Source organism: Bacillus sp. Au-Bac7, assembly GCF_021341655.1.
Lineage (GTDB): Bacteria > Bacillota > Bacilli > Bacillales > Cytobacillaceae > Niallia.
This window is the reverse complement of the sequence record NZ_JAJTTG010000006.1, coordinates 44,385-64,321: the sequence shown is the minus strand read 5'-3', so window position 1 is coordinate 64,321 and position 19,937 is coordinate 44,385. Positions and strand designations below refer to the sequence as shown.

The window sequence follows — 19,937 nt, the reverse complement described above, 5'->3', positions numbered from 1 at the left end:
GCTTATATTTTTTTGAAAATCCTTTTTTATTGCGTTAACATATAATTAAAAGCAAGCTAGCAAGCTTTTATGGTTAGCTATACAAGTTCTTTATTGATTCTTAACATTTGAGCATTACAATAAATGCATATATTCCAATCATCAACTATATGTATAAACTAAGACTTAGCATTATTAAGTTTATCACGAAGTCTTTCTATTTACTAAATATTGCTACTTAAAAAGCTGATGGTGACTCACCATTAACTTTTTATAAATAATATAAACAAACATTTAAGGAGAAATTATGACAGAAAAACATCTAATTGCTTTAGACCTTGATGGAACATTACTTAAAAACAATAAGACGATTTCCCCTTTAACAAAAAAAGTAATCGCAAAAGCAAAAGAAGCCGGTCATATTGTAATGATTGCAACTGGAAGACCTTATCGGGCAAGTGAAGCTATCTATAAAGAATTGGATTTGGATACACCAATTGTCAATTTTAACGGTGCTTTCATCCACCATCCTCGGTCACAAGAATGGGGCGTTTATCATTCTCCATTAGATATCGCTACTGTGAAAGACATTGTAGAGGCTTGTGATAATTTTGACTATCATAATATCGTTGCAGAAGTAATCGATGATATATATTTTCATTATCATGATGATAAATTGCTTGATATCTTCTCATTAGGAAATCCGAAAACGACTACAGGCAATTTGTTGGAATTCTTAGAAGCACCGCCAACATGCTTGCTTATCCATGCCGAAGAAAAGGATGTAGTTAAAATACGTAAGCATTTAACTGATGTTCATGCCGATTTAATTGACCACCGTCGTTGGGGAGATCCTTACCATATAATCGAAATTGTCAGGACAGGCCTCAGCAAAGCTGTCGGACTGCAAAAGGTTTCTGATTATTACAATATTCCGCAGAAGAATATTATTGCTTTCGGTGATGAAGATAATGACTTTGAGATGATTGAATATGCAGGAGTCGGCGTAGCGATGGGAAATGGCTTGCAGGAATTAAAATCACGGGCTAACCATATAACATTGACAAACGAAGAAGACGGCATCGCTGTGTTTTTAAATGATTATTTAAATTTACAAGCACTATGATAAATACAAAGAGCCTGGTAACAGGCTCTTTTTTTGGTTAACATTACCGCCTATTTAATTGCTGCTTTGACCAATACTATTTTATAGAAGCAGTTTGCAGCTGTTTCCACCATGAAATGATCGCGCTGTCTCTAAAAAACAACTTGCGGAGGGATTATCTGCTATGGGAAAACGAAATAAATCAAAACGCTTCGTACAACAGGGTGTAGACTCAGTATCTAAACATGATCAACGTATTCCATATCATATGACATATGCAGAGGCCGAAAGCTATAAAATGGCTAATTCGAACGAATCTACTCACGGAGGACTTTAAATGGGAAACCGATTATTTCAAGAAGCACGACAAGCAGTAGAAATGGCGAAGTCTAGTGGCAGTGATAGTGAGATGATTGCTAAAGCCAAAAATGCATTAAGTTCCGCCTATGCCAATACGACGAGTGCTGAACAAGAGCAGCTGTCTGATTTGCAAAAGGAGCTTGAGCAGCTAGAATCCCGTTAAGCTAATAAGCTAGCCATCCACTAATGGAGGCTAGCTTATTAATTATGAAGGAAACCGTTCCAATATTACTGGATCGCTTTGTTTTCCATTTACTTCTTGAAAATAAAGAAGCAATGTCCCATTTTTCGGCAAATCTTCTGTTTTTATCTTCACATTCACCTTAAAACTCCCAACGTCTGTAACGGCAACAGGCTGCTTTGACAATAATTCTTTATGTCCATCTTCTACTGTAAATGTTAACCGCTCTTTCGTATGAGCAATTCCTTCTATTGTATATATTCCCTTTTGGCCGGTAGTCTTAATATCCGTAACGAAAGGAACAACTAAAGTTGTCTTGGCCGTTATGGTCTCTCCCTTGTTTTTCTTTCCTAACAAGGCTGCTTTAACAGCATATTCGCCACTCGGTACTAGCTCACCGTTATTTTTTCGGTAATTCCATTTCTCTACCCATGTATGTGACTCATTGGATTTGAGCTTTAGCTCCTGCAGTGCTTGGAGGAAGGACTTATCTGCTGAATAACGGTAAACTTCTTTTCCTCCCTTTGCTCTAATCGAAAATTCATATTTTTGCGAGGAGGAAAAAACAAGTTTAACGGCTTTATCCCCAGTGTTTAAAACAGTCATTCTGATTTCCGCATAGTCTTTATTCGGTTTTGCAGAAATCTCAAACTGCAGATTATTTCCCTCTGCATGTATTCGATCACCGCCAAAGGAAAAAAGGCTAAAAGCGAGTGCTGCTGCAATTATGACACGAAGCACTATACCGACTACCTCCTTTATTCTTTTCTGAAGAAGCCGAATATTTCTGTTGTTTGCACGATATTAGTAAATGCTTGCGGGTCTACCTCTTTAATGGTTTTTTCCAAGTCATATAATTCATACCGTGTAACAACTATCATCATCATATCCCTATCTTCATTGGAAAAGGCTCCTTTTGCTGGAACCATAGTAATCCCTCTTACTAGCTTCTCATGAATTGCCACTTTTAATTCATCGGATTTTTTTGTGACTATCATCGCTGTCAATTTTTGATGCCTTGTATGTATCGCATCAATCACCCTTGTGGATGCGTACAGTGTAACAAGGGTGTACAGAGCTTTTTCCCATCCATAAAGATACCCTGCTGTTATGATGATAATGCTGTTTAATGTAAAAAAATATGTGCCGACAGGCTTGTCCTGCATTCTCGAAAGAATCATTGCAACAATATCCATTCCGCCTGTGGATGCACCGATTTTCAACGTAATCCCGACACCGACAGCTGCAATAACACCGCCAAAGACAGCATTCAGCAGTATATCATCTGAATAGGAATAAACCGGAAGAAGTTCAAGAAATAAAGACATGAATGCAACACTTAGAAAGCTATAGCATGTAAATGATTTCCCAACCTTAATCCAGCCTAGTATGGCAATAGGCACATTGAGAATAAACAGCAATATTCCTGTCGTAATAGGTGTAATACTTGAAATAAGCTGTGCCACACCGGCAAACCCGCTTGCATAAACATCTGCAGGTATTAAGAAAAAGTTCATTGCAACAGCGTTCAAAAGAGCCCCAACAATTACTACAACTAACTTCTTCGTTAATGTCCAATACATAATAATCCCCCAGTACTATATTTGCTCCTAAGCTTTTTAGGATTCATTGTTTTTTTGAATAAGATTCTATAAACTAATAGTATGCAACACCTAAATAATGCATATGTATACATACCAGCAATCAATATACCATAATTTTCACTAAGTGAAAGTCATATAATGAAAAAAAACACAGAAAGAAGATGAGCTTATGACATATAAAATATTAGCGGACAGTGCTTGTGATCTGCCTCTTTCTTATTATGACGATAATGATGTCATTCTATTTCCATTAAAGGTAAATTTGGAAAACAAAGAGTATGAAGACTTAAAGACAATCCAGCCGAATGCTGTATATGACGCGATTAGAAACGGTGAAGTACCAAAGACCTCCCAGGTCTCTCCATCCCTTTTTGAGGATGTTTTTACGGAAATGGCTAAAAACGGCGAAAGCGGCATTTATGTTGCCTTTTCTTCGCAGCTTTCTGGCACCTTTCAAACAGCTAAGATGATTTATGAGCAAGTGAAAGAGATTTATCCTGACTTCCACCTCACTATCATTGACAGCAAATGTGCTTCTCTTGGAGCAGGGCTTGCTGTGCAAGAGTGCGTAAAACAGCGCAGTCTTGGCAAAACTCAAGAAGAGGCTGAAGCTCGAGCGCGCTTTTTTTGTGAACATATGGAGCATCTCTTTACTGTGGAGGATTTAGAGTACTTAGCTAAAGGCGGCCGCGTTTCTAAAGCATCTGCTTTTGTCGGAGGGTTGCTGCAAATCAAACCGCTTCTTCATGTGGAAGACGGCAAGCTTGTTCCGCTTGATAAAATCCGCGGTAAAAAGAAGCTGCTTCGCCGCATGCTTGATGTGATGGAGGAGCGCGGAAATAGTCTTAACACACAGACTATTGCAATCAGCCATGCTGATGATTTAGCGACTGCAACCGAACTCAAAAATACCATTATGGAGCGTTTCCAGCCGAATGATGTGTACATATCCTCTATCGGAGCTGCTGTCGGCTCCCATACTGGTGCAGGAACGATTGCATTGTTCTTCCTAAACAGCAAGTAAGACAAATCAAACCAGTAAGGCTGTGCCTGCATACTCCCTTCTCCTTTCAGTCATACTAATAATGTTCTACAGAACAGCTAATGAATGGAGGAGTATACAGACATGCCAAATACTTCTGATAATAATAAAAAGCCAAAAGACAATAACGCCCGCTTAGAGCAAAAGAATTTGCTTCGCGAGAAAAATCGCAAATTGGGCAAACACCAATATAGCAAAAAGACAGATCATCTATAAGAAAAAGAGCAGCCCCATGGCTGCTCTTTTTTATTCGTCTTCTTTCTTCAAGTGTGTCCATCCATGTTCTTGGTAGATTTTATTTTCCTTCATCAATCTGCCAAGAGCCCTCTTGAAGGAGCCCTTGCTCATCCCAAATCTCTCTTGGATTTCCTCTGGCATACTTTTGTCTGTGTATGGCATCTGACCTTTTCTTTGCTCAAGATATGCAAGCACTGTTTTTGAGTCCTCATCAAGTGCTTCCTCTTTTCGTGGCAATAAGGACACATTGATTGTACCGTCTTCCTTCACATCAATGATACGGCCATTTACCTTTTCTCCAAGACGCGGCTCTACTTTACGCTCTGACTCATGGATAAAGCCTTTAAAGCCTTCAGCCGTGTAAATCCAGCTTCCAACCTTTGCTGTTCTGTAAATATGGCCGTGAATGTTTTTATTATAGTCTTTTCGTGTAGCCTTAGTCGAAATGCTCTCAATAACAGGATCTGTCGCAGGCTTAACATAAAGGAAATTATTGCGGTCTACCCTTAATGTAATATAGAGCAAATCCCCGACTTCCGGCCAAACTTCTTCATGAACAGGCAGATCATCCTCGCCAAGAAGCATGTCCTTTTTCAATCCAATATCAAAAAAGCAGCCAAGCCCTTCTTTAATATCCGTTACTTTCACCCAATCATATTCTCCAACTGAAATGGACGGTATATTTGTGCTTGAGCACGCTCTGCCTTGTGAATCCGTATAAATGAATACACGGACCTCATCCCCAATTTCAAATTTCTGATCTGTTTCACTAAAATGAAGCAGAACATCTTCACCTTCTTCTTCCAGTGTAAGAAAATATCCAAATGTTGCTTCCCTTGCGACCGTCAATATTTCTACTCGGCCTATGTAATCTCTTAAAGACACTATATTGTCCTCCTTGAATTATATCTATCGTAAACTGTTTTGTACCCTAAAGTTGTTACAACTGCTATATTTTACTATAATACAGACATAAAAGGAAATGGGTGAAAGCCCCATACTAACCAGGAGGTATTTCTATGTCTAAAGAAAGTTCATTCGACATTGTCTCAAAAGTAGATATGGCAGAGGTTTCGAATGCGGTACAAATCGCAATGAAGGAAATTCAAACACGCTATGACTTTAAAGGCAGCAAAAGCAATATTACATTAGAAAAGGAAGAGCTTGTTCTACTATCCGACGACGAATATAAGTTGGAGCAGCTAAAAGATGTGCTGATCAGCAAAATGTTCAAGCGCAACATTCCTATTAAAAACTTGGATTACGGAAAAATAGAAGGAGCATCTGGTGGCACGGTCCGTCAGAGAGCGAAATTGGTTCAAGGGATTGACAGAGACAATGCTAAAATTATCAACACTCTTATTAAAAACAGCGGCTTGAAAATTAAAAGCCAGCAGCAAGACGACCAAATCCGTGTAACAGCAAAAAGCCGCGATGATCTGCAAAAAATCATCGCAGCTGTTAAAGAAGCAAAACTTACAATTGACGTTCAATTTGTAAACTATCGCTAAAACACAGCCTGACCATTTTTTTGGTCAGGCTTTTTTTATCTCCTGAATTTTCCATGTTTATCCTTGTCTATAAGGGAAAAATAGACAACAAACAAAGAAATAAAAAAGGAGTTGTTTATGATGAGTTCAAACAGCCAACAAAACCAAACATTTCCACCACAGCATCAAAATCAGCAGCCAGGTATTCAAACTGAAATGAATCCATTACCAACGGATGTGAGCCCCAACTATAAAGGCTCTGGTAAGCTTAAAGGCAAGACGGCAATCATAACTGGCGGAGATAGCGGGATTGGTCGTTCTGTTGCCATCTATTATGCAAAAGAAGGAGCTAATGTTGCTGTTGTGTACTTAAATGAACATGACGACGCTGAAAAAACGAAGGAATTAGTCGAAGCAGAAGGTGTTAAATGCATCACCTTAGCAGGGGATGTCGGTGAAGAAGATTTCTGCCAAAAGGTTGTTGCAGAAACAATTAATGCATTCGGATCATTAAATATACTCGTTAATAATGCGGCTGAGCAGCATCCACAGGACAGTCTGCTGGACATAACAGCTAGCCAATTGGAGAAAACGTTCCGCACAAATATTTTCTCTATGTTCTTTTTAACAAAAGCAGCGTTGCCGCATTTAAACGCTGGCGACAGCATCATCAATACAACTTCCATCACAGCCTATAAAGGAAATGAAACACTGCTTGATTACTCATCAACTAAAGGTGCAATCACTTCCTTCACCCGCTCCTTATCCCAATCACTTGCAAAAGATGGCATTCGGGTGAATGGTGTCGCGCCAGGTCCAATCTGGACTCCGTTGATTCCATCAACATTTGACAGCGAAAAGGTTTCCCAATTCGGCGCAGATACACCATTTGGACGAGCTGGCCAGCCAAATGAACTCGCTCCAGCTTATGTTTATTTAGCAAGTGAAGACTCCTCTTACGTCAGCGGCCAAATCATGCACGTCAATGGCGGATATGTTGTAAACGGGTAAATGCAAGGAACACATCTGTGTTCCTTTTTTATATGGTTGTAAAAAATTTATTTATGGCAAGGTACTTTGGAAAACCTCTTCTTTCAAAATAAAAGTTTTCACTGTTTAGACATTTTAACTAAATTATTTAATTTTATTTATTTACTTTTACATATAATCATGTTATTGTACTTTTAGTAATTCCTATTTAACCGATAGGATTTAAATGAACTTATACATAATTATAGGGGGAAACTACAATGGACATATTTTTAACCGTTGTTAATATTGTCGTTTTACTAGTTTTGCTTGGCGTTTTATACTACATGCAAAAGAAACACGTATCCTTTTCAAAGCGTGTATTTACCGGCTTAGGTCTTGGTGTTTTATTTGGTATCATTCTTCAATTAATATATGAACCTACTTCAGAAGTAGTAATTCAATCAAATGACTGGTTCAGTCTTATTGGAAGCGGATATGTGAAGCTTCTGCAAATGATTGTTATGCCGCTAGTGTTCATCTCCATTATTTCTGCTTTTACTCGTTTGAAAAAAGCAAGCAATATTGGGAAAATCAGCGGTCTTGTTATCGGAACATTATTATTGACTACTGCAATTTCTGCAGGAATTGGGATTGCTTCTGCAGTCGGATTTGACTTAAAAGCAATTGACATTACTTCAGGTGATGCTGAAACTCTTCGTGGGCAGCAGCTTGAGGAAAGTTTGACACAAGTGGAAAGCACAACTATTCCACAAAAAGTTCTTGAATTCTTGCCAGCTAATCCATTCTCAGATTTAACTGGTGCTCGTCCTACTTCAACGATTGCTGTTGTAATCTTTGCAGCCTTTATAGGTGTGGCATTGCTTGGCATTAAACGTAAAAATCCAGAACAGGCAGCATTCTTCGAGAAAATGATCGAAGCTGTCTACACAATTATCATGCGTATCGTTACACTAGTATTGCGTTTAACTCCGTACGGAATTCTTGCCTTAATGGCAAAAACAATGGCAGGCAGCAATCTTGATGCTATCGTTAAACTTGGTAAATTTGTAATTGCATCATATGTTGCTTTAATAGCAATGTTTATCGTTCATTTGATTATCCTTGCTGCTTTAAAATTAAGTCCAGCAAAATATGTGAAAAAGGTGCTTCCTGTGCTTTCATTCGCCTTTACTTCACGCACAAGTGCAGGAACACTGCCTTTGAATATTGATGCTCAAAAATCTAAACTTGGTGTTTCTGAAGCAATCGCTAACTTCTCTGCTTCATTTGGTGTTTCTATCGGACAAAATGGCTGTGCAGGAATTTACCCTGCTATGGTGGCTGTTATGATTGCACCGACTGTAGGGATTGACCCGTTATCACCTGGTTTCATCACATCTTTAATCCTTGTTGTTATGCTTAGCTCCTTTGGTGTTGCCGGTGTCGGCGGCGGAGCGACATTCGCTACATTAATCGTTCTGTCTACATTAAATATGCCTGTTGCATTGGCTGGATTATTGATTTCTGTTGAACCGCTAATCGATATGGGACGTACTGCTTTAAATGTGAGCGGCTCAATGGTTTCTGGAGTTGTTGCAAGTAAAGCACTAGGTGAATTGGACACTGATACTTATAATAAAGATATTGATGTTAATACTCCTACAAGCAGCACAGCTGTTTAAAGAGTAAATTAACCAGACATTGAATGTTCAATGTCTGGTTTTTTTTTCGCCTTCTTTTCCCTTATAGGTTTTCTGCAAATTGGCTACACTGTTGAAAATGACTTGTAGGAAAGGGAGTGTGGGGAAATGATTGATTTGGCTTCCATCTATCATCGGACTGGAGATAATTTCTGCTATCTTTACAAGGAAGATATACTCCATATCCGCCTCCGGACAAAAAAAGACAACGTCCATGCTGTCACCTTGATTTATGGCGACCAATATAAAACCAGCAACTACAGATGGCAAAATTCATTGCTTGAGATGCAAAAGACAGGCTCTGATCAGCTTCATGATTACTGGCAAGCCTCTGTTACAGATAGTCTTAAACGGCTTCGCTACGGTTTCATTATCAAACAAGGCGATGAACAGATTACCTTTACAGAAAAGGGCTTCTTTCCTTTTTTGCCCGAAGATCCAGGCTATTACTTCTGCTTGCCTTATATACATGAAACAGAACTATTCACACCGCCAGATTGGGTGAGAGAAACAATCTGGTATCAAATATTTCCAGAACGATTCCGCAATGGCGATCCTGACAGAAATCCAATCGAAACCGCTGTTTGGGGGCAAGAGGCACCTGGCTTGACGAATTATTTCGGCGGAGATTTGCAAGGCATCATCGACTCATTAGATTATCTGCAGGATTTAGGAATTACAGGCATATACTTAACACCGATCTTCTATGCCAATTCCAATCATAAATATAATACAATTGACTACTTGCAGATTGATCCCCATTTCGGAGATGTCAGCATTTTAAAACAACTTGTGAGCGAGTGCCATATGCGGGGAATTCGCGTCATGCTTGATGCTGTATTTAATCATTGTGGTTATATGTTCCCGCCATTTCAGGATGTGCTGAATAATGGAGAGAGATCTCCTTATAAGGATTGGTTTCATGTCCATCAATATCCATTAAAGGACAGCTCTGGCTTTCATTACGAGACCTTCGGCTTCTATGAGGATATGCCAAAGTTCAATACAGCTAATAAAGCGGTAAGAGATTACTTGCTGCATGTTGCTGAATATTGGATCAAGGAATGTGATATTGACGGCTGGCGGCTAGATGTTGCCAATGAAGTCGATCATGCCTTTTGGCGGGAATTCAGGAAGCGTGTTAAGGCGGTAAAACCAGATTGTTTCATCTTAGGAGAAATTTGGCATGATTCCATGCCTTGGTTGAGAGGCGAACAATTTGATTCTGTTATGAACTATCCCTTGCTTTCCAAGTCTTTGCAGTTTTTTGCTTATGACATGATTTCTGCTAAAGGATTCGTCGAGGATATGACCTCCATTGTCCATGCATATCCAGACAATGTTAATAAAGTCCTCTTTAACATTATCGGCAGCCATGACACACCTCGGGTTATGCAGGAGTCCCATTATAGACCTGAACGAGTTAAGCAGCTGTTTACTTTTCTATTCACTTTTCCTGGCACACCATGTATTTATTACGGCGATGAAATTGGTCTTGATGGCGGAAGCGATCCTGGCTGCAGAAAATGCATGGAATGGGATAAAGAAAAACAGAACGTGGAAATAAAGGAATATTTAAAAAAACTGATTTCGATTCGAAAGTCTGCTGCTATCCTCTCGGGAAACGCAAGCTTTGCCTTCCTTCCTGTCCTAAATAATTGCATTGCTTATTGCCATAGGAACGAAAATGAAATATTTATGACTGTGATGAATAACAGTCCAGACCAAGTAAGTTATCCATTGCCCTTCTCACTAAAGGGAAAAAAGTTAACAATGCCACTAACATGTCAGGAATATGCTGCCGAATCAGAACATTTAAACGTGAATCTCGGTGCTTATGAAAATATTCTTCTCCATTTTTATATTTAGCTGGCTGAACTCATCGCCCTTTCATCCAGCTTCTTAAACTTGGAAAAAACCTCTTGTTTAACCGAATAGATAGTACTATCATTTACTTATTATGTAATGAAGGGGGTAAATTGTGGAACAGACAACAGGCACAAAATCAATTGCCATCCCATTGGCAATTTCCATTATAGCTATCTCCTTCTCTGCTATTTTTGTCAAATGGTCGGATGCTCCAGCAACAATACTGAGCATGTACCGCATGTGGCTCGCAGGAATTTTGATGCTTCCAATGGTCTATATAAACAGAAAAGAATTTAAGAAACTATCAAAAAAAGACTGGTGGTTCCTCCTGTTCTCAGGAGCTTTCCTTGCTCTCCATTTTGCACTGTGGTTCGGTTCTTTGAAGCTGACAACAGTAGCTAGCTCTACTATCATTCTTGCTCTTCAACCGCTCGTGTCATTGGCGGGAGGATTTCTCCTTTACCGTGAAAGGACAACGTCAAGCGCCATTATGACAATGGGGATTGCTATAATCGGCGCCATGATGATTGGCTGGGGCGATATTGGCTTAAGCAAGGCAAGCTTGCTTGGCGATTTACTTTCCTTCTTAAGCGTGATAGCAGTTGTCGGCTATTTGTTAATTGGCCAGTCTATTGTGAAAAAGGTGTCCCATTGGGTTTACACTTCCACTGTATTTTTATTTGCTGCCATGCTGCTGACTATTTTTAATCTATCTTCTGGGGAAGCATTTACAGGCTATCCGCCAAAGGAATGGGGCATCTTCTTGCTGCTTGCAATCGTCCCATCACTTAGTCATGTAATTAACAATTGGCTGTTAAACTATGTAAATGCGACAACTATTTCGATGAGTATTTTAGGAGAACCTGTCGGAGCAACCATTCTTGCTGTAATTCTTTTAAATGAAAGACTTTCCGGTTCACAAATTGCCGGCGGACTATTAGTGCTGGCAGGTGTTTTTTACTTCCTTCTGCAACAGCAGAAACCGAAGCCAGTTCAGCATGAAAAAACAATATAGCAGATTGAAATTAAAAAAACTGGAGGCTCTCCAGTTTTTTTACGTTTGTATAAGTTCAAACTCAAGGGCAGCCTTCTCTGTTCCATTGACAATAATGGCAATACGGTGAACACCAGGATAATGTCTTCTTGTCGTCAAGTCTTTAAAGGAATGGTTCTTTGCGAAGGTTTTCTTCATGCTGCCCCTCCACTCCAGCTCAGAAAGATGAAAAACCTTCCTGCTGCGAGTGCCGTTTGCTTTCACATAATCTATGGCATATTCTACTCTTACTTTATGTGGTGTTTCGATCCTCGATATTAAAGTGAATGAAAAAGCAATATTCTCACCCCATGCAAGCTTTTCAGGTGTTATCGTAAAGTCCGCCAAGCTTAAGCTGTCACTGCTCTCATATCCAAAGATTTGCAATACACGAGGATCACCCTTCTTGAGCAGCGACCTGCTTGCATGTTTCACAATCCAATCCGTTTTTTGACTGTTGCCATACCAGCTCTGTGCAATAGTTACTGCCAAATCAGGATTAATTCGCGAAATATCATTTAAATTATTGGCTACGCTCTTTCTGACATATAATGCTTCATCTTCTTTTAACTTCTCCAAAATAACCAAAACAGGAGTAGGATCTTTTTTTAGAGCAGGCACTGACAGTCCCCATGGCAGTCTCGGACGGCAGCCCTCACTTGCAAGCCTGCGAATATGCTCATTCTCGCTTTCAGCCCATTCTTCCATCTGTGCAAGCATTCTCGTCTGGTTCTTGATAAGAAAAGGCCTTACTGCAAACTCTGACGTAGAGAATTCTGTAAAGAAGGCAAGGGTTTCAACAGAAAGCTCCCATTCCTCCAGCCCGTATTGCTCCACAAAATCGGGGAAAATAATCCCGCCTAATCCAGTAAAGGACGGAGCGCATTTGCGCAAGATTTCGATTGCTTGCTTGTAATCCTGGGGCAAAAACGGAGCAAGCGACAAGGTAATCTGGCGCATCCTTTCCTTAAGTGCTAGCTCCTCCCAATCAGCCTCAAACAACTTGGTGCGGAACGCTTCCCTTTCGAATGCAGGGTAATTTAATGTAATAACATCCTCTAGTTTAGTGATAAACTGCAAATTATAAATATTTTTTAATGGCTCCATAAAGACCTCTTAAACTCTTTTTTCTAATCATATAAGTAAGCGGCCTAAATATCAAATTCTCAAGCTTCCTTCATTCTTTAGCAAGCCAAACCTGCATTTCCCCAACCGAGCGGTTTGCCCAAGCATAATAAGGAATCAGTGTAAGAGATGCTGCTTCATAAAGCTCCGCCATCCCTTGGCTGTACAACTGACTTTCCCATTCCTGCTCCACAACTCTTTTTTCTGCTGTAACATCAATGAGTCCCGCTCCACCAAACAGTTCTGAATCGTACCGATAATGATATTGTTTGTTCTTTGGCAGGCGGAAAAGATGAAGGCACTTCCCATTGTCTGCTTCCTCCATACAATAGACGATTGGGCCGCGCTGGATGGCAATCTTATTTAAATCTGCTTTAACATGAGGATTTGCTGACCATTCCTGGATGCTCATATCCAAGGTGACACAGATTTCATCTCCAGTTTCCCAAGTCCTTCGTATCACCATATAACCATTCATCAAGCTGTCACTTATTTCGATGCCATTAACAGTAACTTTATACGTTTTCGACCATGCTGGTATGCGCAGGCAAAAGCCGAATTCAGCTGGCTCTTCCAGCTGAAACTGAAACTTAGCCTCTCCCTCCCATGGATAGTTTGATTCTTGCGTAATCTCTATCTGCTTACCATTCCAATCGATTTCTGCCTTATTGGCAATATATAAATTTGCATAAAGACAATCGCCTTTTTGTGAGTACAAATACTTATGAATGGATGCAAGCAGGCGGGCCAGATTAGGCGGACAGCAAGCACATCCGAACCAAGCTGGCCTTGTCGGCTTCACATGGCTTTTTCCCGGGTCCTTCAAGCTGTTCTCAGGATTAGACTCAAGGGGATTAACATAGAAGAAATGCTTCCCATCTAAAGCCATTCCGCTGATCACACCATTATAGAGTGCTCTTTCTAATGTATCACTGTACGTACTGTCAGCTTCGTTTTTCAGCATGTTTTGCGCAAAGAAAATCAGACCGATGGAAGCACAAGTTTCGCAATACATCGTATCATTCGGTAAATCATAGTCACTAGTAAATGCTTCTCCATGAACGGTTGAGCCAATTCCGCCTGTAATGTACATTCTTTTAGCTGTAATGCTCTTCCACAATTTTTTGCAGGCTTGCAGCATTTCTTCATCTTTGCTTAAAAAAGTAGCATCCGCCATGCCTGCACATAAATACACAAGCCTAACTGCATGCCCCTCCGCACTTTCTTGCTCAAGGATTGGCTTATGTGCCTGATAATAGCTTAGCGGCAAATGTTTCATTCCCCCAATCACCGCATTCTCGCCAGCTTCCTCTTGCCATTGTCTTTCAAAAAAACTAGTATCCTGTCCTCGCTCGTATAAAAAGAATTGGCAAAGATTTAAGTACCGCTTTTCCTTTGTAAGTTCATACAGCTTTGCAAGGGCAAGTTCGATTTCCTCGTGTCCGTCATAGCCTTTTATTTTTCCTGCCTCATTACCAAAGCTTGCATCAATACAGTCCGCCAATTTGCAGGCAATAGTGAGGGCTTTTTCATTTTTTGTTGCATTATAATAAGCTACAGCTGCTTCCATATAGTGACCGGCACAATACAGCTCATGGCTTTCGGCGAGCCTTTTAAACCGCCGTTCGGGAGCCTCAATTGTAAAATATGTGTTTAAATAGCCATCCTTCTCTTGGGCAAGTGCCAATAAATCAATAACACCATCAGCCAATTCAATCAGCTGTGGATCATGCTCCTTCTCAATAGAATAAGCCACTGCTTCAAGCCATTTATATACATCACTGTCCTGAAATACCCAGCCGTAATGCCTGCCCTCCTTCAGCCCTGCAGCAATCTTGAAGTTCTCGATGGCATGACTTTTTTCAGAAGGAATGTTTTGGTCATTCCGCTCCTTTTCGATTGTTATATCAGCCCTGTCATTGAGCACTTCCCATTGATATGGAATCATTTCTGTTTTCACAATGTCGGCATATCGCTTCCAAAATTGGTCGTTAATTATTACCTTATTCACATGTATCGACTTGTCTGCTTGCACATTGTTTGACATTCTTATTCCTCCTGCTTTTTACAGCTTTTTTACGTACATCCCCCCCTATTGTAATCGCTTTAAGGGTGAGTAAAAACTGCTAAAACAGTAGATTTAGTGGTGAAATCCGACTTCTAAGAAATAACTTTCACAAGATATTTTCGTAGCTTGCCTGTCGTTATCTACTGGCATTTATGCTAACATTATTGTTAACGCTTACTCTTTATGTAAAAATACAATAAGGTGAACAAAAACGACATTTGGTAGAAAAAACAATATGCAAGGAGCGAGATGTAGATGGACCAGCTTTGGAAATTCAACATTGAAAGACCGCTTGCTTATTACAAATGCGGCCGTTTTGTCAGCAGTGACGACTGGCAGCATAAACAAATGCGGCTGAAGAAGGATTTTGAGGTTATTATTGGTTTAAACAAATCTGTTTACATCCAAGTGGGCCACCATCAGTATGAAGTCAAGCAGGGGAATGTTCTGCTTATACCACCAGAAATTGACTACTATGGATATGCTCCTTCTCAAAAAGGAGCAAGCTTTTTTTGGATGCACTTTATTCCTTTCTGTGAGACAGATATGTATCCAGTTGAGAAATTTATTAGCCATTTGTTGGCAAGTGATATAGAAGCACATAGGCATGCAATTAATAATGCCGTTTTTTTGCCTGATTATTTTAGTCTTTCATACAGTGATAAACCGTTTATCTTAATGAAGCAAATTTTAGATATAGCAAATGCTTCCTACTACAGCACCTTCTCTGTCGACTACTTGCTGACAGAGTTGTTAATTGAGCTTACTGAACAATACAGCAAACAGCTGCTCCATCAAAATACGATAAGTGAAAAGACGCAAAAGTTCACCCAAATACTTGAATGGATTAGAGTCAATATTCACGAACCCCTTAATGTAAGAGAAGTTGCTAACACTTTTTCCATGAACCCTGATCATCTGACAAGGCTGTTTAAAAAGAATATCGGTATGAGCACAATTCGTTATATCCATACATTAAAGCTTAATAAAGCAAAAGAACTCCTTTGTACAACGAATAAAACAATCAAAGAAATTGCCTTTGAGCTGCGTTTCGATGATGAGAAATACTTCATGAAATTATTTAAAAGCTATGAAGGAATTACCCCAAGTAAATTTCGTGATGCCTACACTAAGACGTATACGAACACAGTGTCTGTCGATCCTGACATTCCTATGCCGCCACACTTGAGAACAGCAATAATCATAAAATAAAGCGGGAGCATCTGCTCCCGCTTAATATTAATCTACAATATTAATATTATAGTCTTTAAACCAATAATGAAGTTGTGCCAAGTGCGCAAGAAGCTGCGGACCTGTCATAAGCTGACCGAACCAAGGCTCTTTGAAGGCTGAGCCACCAGTATTGATAATCTCCTTGAGCTGGTTATAATCAAAGAATTCGTATAAAGCCGAATCCTTTTCTGCCAAAATTCCTGTCAGCATATCTGTGACCGTTTTCGTGTAAACAGGGTTATGTGTCTTTGGATAAGGACTTTTCTTGCGATAGAGTACTTCATCTGGAAGAATCCCCTCAAGTGCTTTGCGGAGAAGCCCCTTCTCTCTGTTTTTGTAGTTTTTCATTTCCCAAGGTACATTCCATACATATTCTACTAATCGATGGTCTGCGAATGGCACCCTGACTTCAAGACTCGCACCCATGCTCATTCGGTCTTTTCTTTCTAATAGAGTTGTCATGAACCACAGTTGATTCAAATAGAACAGCTCTCTTCTTTTTGCATCCTCTGCACTTTCGCCTTCCAATTTTGGTGTTTCAGCAATAGTTTGATTGTATTTATCATACATATAATCCTCAAGCTGCAGCTTGCTGCTCCACTCTTGTTTTAGCAACCCTTGTCGCTCCTTGATTGAACGCATCCATGGAAATCCTCCTCTTGCAAGATCTGCTTCTCTCCGGAACCATGGATACCCGCCGAAAATTTCATCCGCACATTCACCTGACAAGCTCACGACAAAGTCTTTTTTAATTTCACGGCAAAACCACAGCAAGGAAGAATCAACATCAGCCATTCCCGGCAGATCACGGACAGTAACAGCCTCATGGAGAAATTGGGCAAGCGTTTCCTGTGTGATAATGCAGTTATGATGAATCGTACCGAAAGTGTCCGTCATTTTCTTAATATAAACACCATCAGAATTAGGCTGAAATTCATTTGCTTTAAAGAACTGGTCATTGCCTTCATAATCAATGGAGTATGTGTGCAGCGGTCCTTTGCCTGATTTTTCATATTCCATTGCAGCAATAGCTGTAATCGCACTGGAATCGACCCCGCCAGAAAGGAAAGTGCTTAACGGCACATCTGATACTAGCTGTCTCGTTACAGCATCTTTGAACAGAAAGCGCACCTTTTCAACTGTTTCTTCAAACGTATCCTCATGCTGCTCGCTTTTCACATTCCAATAACGCCATATCTTCAAGCCATCCTGCGAAAATTTCAAGGCATGCCCAGGTCTTAATTCCTTAATGCCTCTGAAAACCCCTGATCCAGGTGTATGGGACGGTCCAAGTGCAAATACTTCCGCCAACCCTTCTCTGTCTAATTCTGCCTTCACTTGAGGATTGGCAAGTATAGCCTTGATTTCCGAAGCAAATAGTAAGCTTGATCCAACCTCTGCATAGAACAGCGGCTTAACACCAAGGCGGTCTCTGGCGATAAACAGTGAATTTCTTTTTTCATCCCAAACCGCAAAAGCAAAAATTCCATTTAAGTATTGTAAGCAATCCTCGCCCCATTCCATGTAAGAAGCCAATAAAACTTCTGTATCAGAATGGCCATTAAATGAATATCCTTTTATTAGTAATTCTTTGCGTATGTCTTCCGTATTGTACAATTCACCGTTATAACAAATCGTATAATCAAAATCTTGTTTTACTTTTGTCATCGGCTGGATTCCACAAAGGGGATCTACCACAATCAAACGTTTGTGGCCAAAGCCTGCATGAAGGGCACTCCATACATTTGTATCATCTGGACCTCTTTTTTCCAGCGTTTCTGCCATAACAGACAAAGTATCCTCTTCTTTTCTCAGATCTTTTCTGTAATCAACCCAACCTGTGATTCCACACATGATGATCATCCTTTCTTCGTGGAATTGTGATTAGATACCAATCAGTATGGAGTATTGTATGCATGATTAGAAAAATGGTTATTTGTCCTGATAAATGAATCTAATAAATCATTCCTGCTGTATCATTTTAGATCTTTGCATGGCAGTTTCACCTAAAAACTAAAACAAAAATAATAATGGCATTCAGTTATAAATTTGAACTTTAATGTCTAAAAAGAATTTATGGGAAGTAATTGGGAGGTTTACAAAGAAATGAACAATCAGCAGAGACTAAAGCTTATAGAGTACCAAACCCGTGCTTTTACACAAGGAACAGTCGAATACATCAATGACCAATGGATATTTTTCGACGATGAAACAGAAGAAGCAACCATGCTAGATGAATATATTCATCAAGAAGTGGAATTATTCTGCTTTAACAAATGGAGAAAAGGAATCCTTTTGGATGAAGGAAGAATCAACAGCTCTGGCTCGATTTATGGGATGTGCACTGAAGATAAAATCAGGATTCGCAAACATCTTGTATTCTCGTTAGAACGTCTTCTTGACGAGATCAGTGATGACAGCTTTTATCAGTTCATCACCACCCTGAATTCCATGAAGTTCTCTATTTATGACTGTATATACTGTTATAACCAATTAACCTTCTTAAGAGATGACAAACGAAAAAATGGTGTGAATATGATGATTTTTGATAATCAGGAAGGCCTGTGCAGTGTCAATCATCATTTCTATTATAATGAGAAAATTACCGACAGATTTGAGTTTACCTTGAATACTGGCAAACGGATGATTATCGAAAAGCTGTCCTCTTAAGAAAAAAAACTTCAGCAGAATATCTGCTGAAGTTTTTTTGCGTCATATTTTTTCCCAGCCATAAACGAGCTCATAAACTGTTTTGCCGCCAATTTTGTCCTCCATCCTGCCGATTTGCTTTCCTCCTATGGCTTCATAAAACCGGCATGCTCCATTGCCTTCTAGTACAAGCACAATCATGCTAGTTAAGCCCATACCCTGTAGATGCTGTTTTACAGCATCTGCGAGCTTTTTGCCAATTCCTTTCCCTTGGTATTCTGCAAGCAAATAAACAGCATATAATTCGCCATCATACCCTTCAAACTTGCCGCTCCTTTCCTTGCCGCCGCACGCAAAACCGACAATCTTGCCTGCCCCGGTTTCCGCAACATAAACATGGCCGCCTGGAATAGCTGATATCCACATTTGCTCCCGCTCTTTATAAGATAATTGCTCTAAAAAGGCGTCAGGAATCATGTTCTTATAAGTTGTTCTCCAGCTGTCAACATGAACCTTCGCAATGCCTTTCGCATCAGCTGTAACTGCTTTACGCAACTTCATTTCTTTACCTCCCAAACCTGTAGCTTGTTCACCTTTAAAGGGAAACTCCGCGTTTTCGTCCAGTTTACTGCCTGCATAACCAGCGGAGAGGAATTATCCATCGTTAACTCGTTCAGGTCCATCCATACAGCTTCAAGGGAATCTTGTCCAACAAACTGCTCTGGGGCAGTGATAACCCCACTAAAGTTCCTCACTTCATAAAATACAGCTATATGATGAACATGTGTGAATTCTCTCCATCTCCCAGGGAAACATGAAATCCGTGATTCCAATATTTTCTTTGTGACAAATCTCAAGACCTGTTTCCACTAGAAACTCTCTGTCTATTGCCTCTGCTAAACTTTCCCCTTCCTCCAAACTTCCCCCAGGCAAATCGAAGCGGTTGCGATACGGTCCTTGACTCTTGTGGATAACAAGCAAGTATTCACTATCAAGGAATATACCATATACACCAAAAGCTCTATGAAACTTGGCGTTTTCTTCCATCATACTCCCCCCAATTCTATTTTCATTCTGGGTTTCCCCTTTTTTCCCCTCTTTTTTGACATTCCCTTTCTTCTATTAACTAAAATAAATGAAATAGTAAATTTAACATTGTTCAAATATTATTAAATTAACAAAACAGTTTATTATTAAATTATAAATCTTAATATATTTACAGTAATTAATCTTTATGTTATTTTTATAAAGATAATATAGATTTAATTAACCATTCGTTTCGAAAGAAGG

Annotated in this window: 19 protein-coding genes and 1 pseudogene; 12 read left to right on the top strand and 8 right to left on the bottom strand. The window is 39.7% G+C overall.

What is annotated here, in order from left to right; all coding sequences use genetic code 11:
- Nucleotides 1–286 precede the first annotated feature (286 nt).
- The 3 genes from LXM54_RS18310 (at nucleotide 287) to LXM54_RS18300 (ending at nucleotide 1,607) form a co-directional block, all read left to right on the top strand.
- Nucleotides 287–1,105 (top strand): Cof-type HAD-IIB family hydrolase, encoded by an 819-nt coding sequence (locus LXM54_RS18310; RefSeq protein WP_245399840.1) that lies wholly within the window; start codon nucleotides 287–289, stop codon nucleotides 1,103–1,105.
- Nucleotides 1,106–1,268: 163 nt separating this feature from the next.
- The gene (locus LXM54_RS18305; RefSeq protein ID WP_233316690.1) at nucleotides 1,269–1,421 is read left to right on the top strand and encodes a hypothetical protein; all 153 of its coding nucleotides are present in this window, start codon (nucleotides 1,269–1,271) and stop codon (nucleotides 1,419–1,421) included.
- The gene (locus tag LXM54_RS18300) at nucleotides 1,422–1,607 is read left to right on the top strand and encodes a DUF3813 domain-containing protein (protein ID WP_233316689.1); all 186 of its coding nucleotides are present in this window, start codon (nucleotides 1,422–1,424) and stop codon (nucleotides 1,605–1,607) included.
- Between the two features lie 42 nt (nucleotides 1,608–1,649).
- On the opposite strand, the gene LXM54_RS18295 is transcribed toward LXM54_RS18300, so the two are convergent.
- On the bottom strand, nucleotides 1,650–2,366 hold the full coding sequence (locus LXM54_RS18295; protein ID WP_233316688.1) for a BsuPI-related putative proteinase inhibitor: 717 nt from the start codon (nucleotides 2,364–2,366) through the stop codon (nucleotides 1,650–1,652).
- A gap of 17 nt (nucleotides 2,367–2,383) precedes the next feature.
- A complete protein-coding gene (locus tag LXM54_RS18290; RefSeq protein ID WP_233316687.1) occupies nucleotides 2,384–3,208 on the bottom strand; it encodes a YitT family protein in 825 nt (274 codons plus the stop codon).
- Nucleotides 3,209–3,398: 190 nt separating this feature from the next.
- Here LXM54_RS18290 and LXM54_RS18285 point away from each other — a divergent pair, with 190 nt between their 5' ends.
- Together LXM54_RS18285 and LXM54_RS18280 are read left to right on the top strand one after the other, a co-directional pair.
- Nucleotides 3,399–4,253, top strand: coding sequence for a DegV family protein (locus LXM54_RS18285; RefSeq protein WP_233316686.1), 855 nt, complete (start codon nucleotides 3,399–3,401; stop codon nucleotides 4,251–4,253).
- A 102-nt stretch (nucleotides 4,254–4,355) separates the two neighbouring features.
- The gene (locus tag LXM54_RS18280; protein WP_233316685.1) at nucleotides 4,356–4,487 is read left to right on the top strand and encodes a DUF3941 domain-containing protein; all 132 of its coding nucleotides are present in this window, start codon (nucleotides 4,356–4,358) and stop codon (nucleotides 4,485–4,487) included.
- A gap of 30 nt (nucleotides 4,488–4,517) precedes the next feature.
- Here LXM54_RS18280 and LXM54_RS18275 read toward each other — a convergent pair whose 3' ends face one another.
- Nucleotides 4,518–5,393 carry a CvfB family protein gene (locus LXM54_RS18275; protein ID WP_233316684.1) on the bottom strand — a complete coding sequence of 292 codons (876 nt, stop codon included), beginning with the start codon at nucleotides 5,391–5,393 and terminating at the stop codon, nucleotides 4,518–4,520.
- Between the two features lie 134 nt (nucleotides 5,394–5,527).
- Here LXM54_RS18275 and LXM54_RS18270 point away from each other — a divergent pair, with 134 nt between their 5' ends.
- From LXM54_RS18270 to LXM54_RS18250, 5 genes are all read left to right on the top strand, one after another.
- A complete protein-coding gene (locus tag LXM54_RS18270; RefSeq protein ID WP_233316683.1) occupies nucleotides 5,528–6,019 on the top strand; it encodes a YajQ family cyclic di-GMP-binding protein in 492 nt (163 codons plus the stop codon).
- A gap of 120 nt (nucleotides 6,020–6,139) precedes the next feature.
- A complete protein-coding gene (locus tag LXM54_RS18265; RefSeq protein ID WP_233316804.1) occupies nucleotides 6,140–7,009 on the top strand; it encodes an SDR family oxidoreductase in 870 nt (289 codons plus the stop codon).
- A 239-nt stretch (nucleotides 7,010–7,248) separates the two neighbouring features.
- Nucleotides 7,249–8,652: an L-cystine transporter gene (locus tag LXM54_RS18260; RefSeq protein WP_233316682.1), complete on the top strand. Its 1,404-nt coding sequence runs from the start codon at nucleotides 7,249–7,251 to the stop codon at nucleotides 8,650–8,652.
- Between the two features lie 126 nt (nucleotides 8,653–8,778).
- Nucleotides 8,779–10,539, top strand: coding sequence for a glycoside hydrolase family 13 protein (locus tag LXM54_RS18255; RefSeq protein ID WP_233316681.1), 1,761 nt, complete (start codon nucleotides 8,779–8,781; stop codon nucleotides 10,537–10,539).
- A gap of 112 nt (nucleotides 10,540–10,651) precedes the next feature.
- On the top strand, nucleotides 10,652–11,554 hold the full coding sequence (locus tag LXM54_RS18250) for a DMT family transporter (RefSeq protein ID WP_233316680.1): 903 nt from the start codon (nucleotides 10,652–10,654) through the stop codon (nucleotides 11,552–11,554).
- 39 nt (nucleotides 11,555–11,593) lie between these two features.
- On the opposite strand, the gene LXM54_RS18245 is transcribed toward LXM54_RS18250, so the two are convergent.
- Together LXM54_RS18245 and LXM54_RS18240 are read right to left on the bottom strand one after the other, a co-directional pair.
- Complete coding sequence (locus tag LXM54_RS18245) at nucleotides 11,594–12,679, bottom strand: DNA alkylation repair protein (RefSeq protein WP_233316679.1); 1,086 nt, start codon at nucleotides 12,677–12,679, stop codon at nucleotides 11,594–11,596.
- Nucleotides 12,680–12,749: 70 nt separating this feature from the next.
- Nucleotides 12,750–14,744, bottom strand: coding sequence for a glycoside hydrolase family 127 protein (locus tag LXM54_RS18240; protein WP_233316678.1), 1,995 nt, complete (start codon nucleotides 14,742–14,744; stop codon nucleotides 12,750–12,752).
- Between the two features lie 276 nt (nucleotides 14,745–15,020).
- On the opposite strand from LXM54_RS18240, the gene LXM54_RS18235 reads away from it, so the two are divergent.
- On the top strand, nucleotides 15,021–15,977 hold the full coding sequence (locus tag LXM54_RS18235; protein WP_233316677.1) for an AraC family transcriptional regulator: 957 nt from the start codon (nucleotides 15,021–15,023) through the stop codon (nucleotides 15,975–15,977).
- A gap of 27 nt (nucleotides 15,978–16,004) precedes the next feature.
- On the opposite strand, the gene asnB is transcribed toward LXM54_RS18235, so the two are convergent.
- Nucleotides 16,005–17,852, bottom strand: coding sequence for an asparagine synthase (glutamine-hydrolyzing) (asnB, locus tag LXM54_RS18230; protein ID WP_233316676.1), 1,848 nt, complete (start codon nucleotides 17,850–17,852; stop codon nucleotides 16,005–16,007).
- Nucleotides 17,853–18,104: 252 nt separating this feature from the next.
- Here asnB and LXM54_RS18225 point away from each other — a divergent pair, with 252 nt between their 5' ends.
- Nucleotides 18,105–18,668: a DUF2777 domain-containing protein gene (locus LXM54_RS18225; RefSeq protein ID WP_233316675.1), complete on the top strand. Its 564-nt coding sequence runs from the start codon at nucleotides 18,105–18,107 to the stop codon at nucleotides 18,666–18,668.
- A 42-nt stretch (nucleotides 18,669–18,710) separates the two neighbouring features.
- Here the strand turns inward: LXM54_RS18225 and LXM54_RS18220 are convergent, their stop codons facing one another.
- Together LXM54_RS18220 and LXM54_RS18215 are read right to left on the bottom strand one after the other, a co-directional pair.
- Nucleotides 18,711–19,208: a GNAT family N-acetyltransferase gene (locus LXM54_RS18220; protein ID WP_233316674.1), complete on the bottom strand. Its 498-nt coding sequence runs from the start codon at nucleotides 19,206–19,208 to the stop codon at nucleotides 18,711–18,713.
- Nucleotides 19,205–19,694 (bottom strand): annotated as a pseudogene (locus tag LXM54_RS18215) (NUDIX hydrolase). Before LXM54_RS18215 ends, LXM54_RS18220 begins: the two are co-directional and overlap by 4 nt.
- Nucleotides 19,695–19,937: the final 243 nt, after the last annotated feature.

Coding starts and splice junctions, on each gene's coding strand:
- LXM54_RS18225 (WP_233316675.1), top strand. CDS start 18,105: ATGAACAATCAGCAGAGACTAAAGCTTATAGAGTACCAAACCCGTGCT.
- LXM54_RS18280 (WP_233316685.1), top strand. CDS start 4,356: ATGCCAAATACTTCTGATAATAATAAAAAGCCAAAAGACAATAACGCC.
- LXM54_RS18255 (WP_233316681.1), top strand. CDS start 8,779: ATGATTGATTTGGCTTCCATCTATCATCGGACTGGAGATAATTTCTGC.
- LXM54_RS18260 (WP_233316682.1), top strand. CDS start 7,249: ATGGACATATTTTTAACCGTTGTTAATATTGTCGTTTTACTAGTTTTG.
- LXM54_RS18285 (WP_233316686.1), top strand. CDS start 3,399: ATGACATATAAAATATTAGCGGACAGTGCTTGTGATCTGCCTCTTTCT.
- LXM54_RS18290 (WP_233316687.1), bottom strand. CDS start 3,208: ATGTATTGGACATTAACGAAGAAGTTAGTTGTAGTAATTGTTGGGGCT.
- LXM54_RS18265 (WP_233316804.1), top strand. CDS start 6,140: ATGAGTTCAAACAGCCAACAAAACCAAACATTTCCACCACAGCATCAA.
- LXM54_RS18235 (WP_233316677.1), top strand. CDS start 15,021: ATGGACCAGCTTTGGAAATTCAACATTGAAAGACCGCTTGCTTATTAC.
- LXM54_RS18300 (WP_233316689.1), top strand. CDS start 1,422: ATGGGAAACCGATTATTTCAAGAAGCACGACAAGCAGTAGAAATGGCG.
- LXM54_RS18270 (WP_233316683.1), top strand. CDS start 5,528: ATGTCTAAAGAAAGTTCATTCGACATTGTCTCAAAAGTAGATATGGCA.
- LXM54_RS18240 (WP_233316678.1), bottom strand. CDS start 14,744: ATGTCAAACAATGTGCAAGCAGACAAGTCGATACATGTGAATAAGGTA.
- LXM54_RS18220 (WP_233316674.1), bottom strand. CDS start 19,208: ATGAAGTTGCGTAAAGCAGTTACAGCTGATGCGAAAGGCATTGCGAAG.
- LXM54_RS18310 (WP_245399840.1), top strand. CDS start 287: ATGACAGAAAAACATCTAATTGCTTTAGACCTTGATGGAACATTACTT.
- asnB (WP_233316676.1), bottom strand. CDS start 17,852: ATGTGTGGAATCACAGGTTGGGTTGATTACAGAAAAGATCTGAGAAAA.
- LXM54_RS18245 (WP_233316679.1), bottom strand. CDS start 12,679: ATGGAGCCATTAAAAAATATTTATAATTTGCAGTTTATCACTAAACTA.
- LXM54_RS18305 (WP_233316690.1), top strand. CDS start 1,269: ATGGGAAAACGAAATAAATCAAAACGCTTCGTACAACAGGGTGTAGAC.